At 64.5% G+C, this 1,077-nt stretch carries 1 protein-coding gene; it reads right to left on the reverse strand.

Annotated features, from left to right (window positions below):
* The coding region (locus tag ABT116_RS49655; RefSeq protein WP_351648322.1) for an acetoin utilization protein AcuC at positions 1 to 1,023 on the reverse strand (1,023 nt) is incomplete at its 3' end.
* Positions 1,024 to 1,077: the final 54 nt, after the last annotated feature.

Below are 1,077 nucleotides of genomic sequence, written 5' to 3' on the forward strand. Positions count from 1 at the left end.
GTCGATCTCGCGATCGAGTGCGGCCGCGATCAGGTGAGTCCATGCCCTGGGCACGACGCGAACCAGTCCGTATCCCCCACCGCCGACCGCCAGCCACCGTCCTTCGGAGTAGCGGTCGGCGAGATCGCGCATTGCCAGGAACGCCGCACGCTGACCGTCGACGGTGAGGGCGAGGTCCGCGAGCGGGTCCTCGCGGTGCGAGTCCACACCGCACTGACTGATGATGATCTGCGGGCGGAAGGCTGCAATGGCTCCCGGAACTACGGCGTGAAATGCACGCAGCCACAACGCGTCGACGGTTCCGGGAAGCACCGGGATGTTCACCGCTGTACCTTCGGCCGCGCCGTCACCGACCTCGCTCGACCATCCGGTGTTGGGCCACAACGTAGCCGGATGCTGATGTAGCGAGACGGTGAGCACCCGAGGGTCCCCGAGGAACGCATGTTGCACACCGTCGCCGTGGTGAGCGTCGACGTCGATGTAGGCGATGCGGTCGTAGCCGTTGTCGAGCAGCCACGAAATCGCAACAGCCGCATCGTTGTAGACGCAGAATCCCGAAGCCCAATCCGCCATCGCATGGTGCATGCCACCGCCGATGCTGACCGCACGCCTGGTACGCCCCGAAGCGATTTCCTGCGCTGCCGCCAGCGAGCCGCCGGCGAGGATGGCACTTGCCTCGTGCATGTGCGGGAAGACCGGGTTGTCCTCGGTACCGAGGCCGTGGGGAACATCCTGGCCGCTCACACCGTTATTCGCAGAGTTACCCGCGTCTTTGACCGCTGCAAGATATGCCGGTGTGTGGATTCTGAGGAGGTCGGCATCGGACGCGGCACTCGGTTCGAGAAACTCGATGCCCTCGAGAAGTCCGAGGCTTCGCGAGAGTGCCATCGTGAGATCGAGGCGAGTGGGATTCATCGGGTGATCGGCGCTCCACCGATAGCTCAGGTACTCCGGACTCCACACCACGACTCGATTCGCTCGAGACGCCGCGGGGTCCCCGTCAGATCTGATCGACGCGGTCATGGGATCACGCTACTTCCTTCTCGTTTCGTGCTGCACACCACACTCGTGGCCCGC

Source organism: Streptomyces sp. NPDC002130 (assembly GCF_040296465.1).
Classification (GTDB): Bacteria; Actinomycetota; Actinomycetes; order Streptomycetales; family Streptomycetaceae; genus Streptomyces.